General features: G+C 42.7%; 2 protein-coding genes. Both read right to left on the minus strand.

The genetic code is table 11. From position 1 onward, the window contains the following. Positions 1-32 precede the first annotated feature (32 nt). The gene (locus AB4503_RS11795) at positions 33-875 is read right to left on the minus strand and encodes an IS3 family transposase (protein ID WP_372114758.1); all 843 of its coding nucleotides are present in this window, start codon (positions 873-875) and stop codon (positions 33-35) included. After that, positions 872-1,381, minus strand: coding sequence for a helix-turn-helix domain-containing protein (locus AB4503_RS11800; protein ID WP_372009875.1), 510 nt, complete (start codon positions 1,379-1,381; stop codon positions 872-874). Before AB4503_RS11800 ends, AB4503_RS11795 begins: the two co-directional genes overlap by 4 nt. Between the last annotated feature and the right edge of the window lie 46 nt (positions 1,382-1,427).

Genomic DNA, 1,427 nt, shown 5'->3' on the forward strand with positions numbered 1-1,427 from the left:
TTGAAGTGACCCCGTAAAGTTGGACATTTCTGTTAAGCGGCTTTCAAGGCCTGAGTTCGATATTCTATCGGAGTCAGGCCTTTTAGTTTCACTTTTATACGTTTGGTATTGTAGTACTCGATGTATTCTTTAATTTGCTCTATCAGAGCATCTGCATCTTCAAAGCTTTGGTTGTGATACATCTCTGTTTTGAGTAAAGCAAAAAAGTTTTCAGCAACCGCATTATCCAAGCAGTTACCTTTTCTCGACATGCTTTGCGTTAACCCACTCTCCGCTACCTTTTTCTGATACTGTCGATGGCGATATTGCCAACCTTGATCGCTGTGTATAATTGGCTTTGAGTTGGGTTTCAGCTTTGATATAGCCTCCGTCAGCATATCCGTGACAAGCGGCAAGCAGGCATTTTTGGCCACTCTATAAGCAACCACCTCCTGAGTAAACAAGTCGACAACGGGAGATAAGTATACTTTCTGTTCTTTGACTTTGAACTCCGTGACATCAGTTACCCACTTTTCATCGGGTTGAGTCGTACTAAAATCTCTTTCAAGCACGTTGGGAGCTTCTTTTCCTGACTCTCCTCGGTATGAACGATACTTTTTAATCCTGACCGTCGATTTAAGGTTGAGCTGAGCCATAAGCCTTTGAACCGTTTTATGATTAAGCACGAACCCCTGATTTTTTAGTTCCAAGTGAATACGGCGGTAGCCGTATCGCCCCTTATGTTCATGATAAATTGACTTTATCAACCGCAGCTCACGTTCGTAGCTATTTGGGCGCTTGCTCGTTTGAGCCTGATAATAAAAGACACTTTTTGCCAGCTGTAGAGTGTGCAGTAAGTGCTTTAACGGGTACTTGCCTTTAAGAGTTAGAGCTATGACCGCTTTTTCTTTGTTCGACGGTTTTTTTCCTGCTCCAACTCTTCCAACTTTTTTAGAACGGCATTCTCGGTTCGTAAGTAGACCAACTCCTCTTTTAGCTCCTCAAGCGTCATTTCATTATCAGGCTTAGTGGTACGTTGAGGTTGCTGTTTCATTGAGGGTCTTCCTTTCTGGCGCATTTCGAGCCCCTTGATACCGAGCTCATTAAATCGTTTGAGCCAGACAGAGAGTATTCCAGGGGATGAGAGGTTTAATACAGCGCTAGTGTGCGTGAGAGACCATTCATTCGTCCACATTAAATTCAATGCTTTTCGTTTTGTTTGAGCAGTCGCGGCATGCTTAGTTGGTAAAAATGAATCAGTACCATGGATGGCAAAGACTTGAGCCCAATACCGTATCTGCCTTGAAGAAATTGAATATTGTTTTGCTAAGTAGAGAGATGACGTGCCATCTAAGTATTGCTTAGCAATGATACATTTTAGCTCTCGGCTATATTTGGACATAAAAAGACCCCCAATAATTGGTGTCCAACTATTGGGGGTCAGTTCA

This window comes from Vibrio sp. 10N.222.55.B11, assembly GCF_041473705.1.
GTDB lineage: Bacteria > Pseudomonadota > Gammaproteobacteria > Enterobacterales > Vibrionaceae > Vibrio > Vibrio crassostreae_C.